This window comes from Virgibacillus sp. GM2-2 (assembly GCF_055329585.1).
Genome location: NZ_JBUZWC010000195.1, coordinates 1 through 224, shown reverse-complemented (window position 1 = coordinate 224; position 224 = coordinate 1). Strand labels below are relative to the sequence as shown.

Below are 224 nucleotides of genomic sequence, written 5' to 3'. Positions count from 1 at the left end.
ATTATCCATGCACTGCTCTGCTAACGTTGGTCAAGATGGCGACGTAGCATTATTCTTCGTACTTTCCTATACATGAAAAACCCCCCCCCCCCCCCCCCCCCCCCTCCCCCCCCCCCTCCCCCCCCCCCCTCCCCCCCCCCCCCCCCTCCCCCCCCCCCCCCCCTCCCCCTCCCCCCCTTTTTCTTTTTTGTCAACCAATATCACAAAAACCACCCTTCCCAACC

General features: G+C 62.5%; 1 pseudogene. It reads left to right on the top strand.

From position 1 onward, the window contains the following. Positions 1-73: pseudogene (locus tag ACY9Z2_RS19520) on the top strand (phosphoenolpyruvate carboxykinase (ATP)); the annotation flags it as partial. Positions 74-224: the final 151 nt, after the last annotated feature.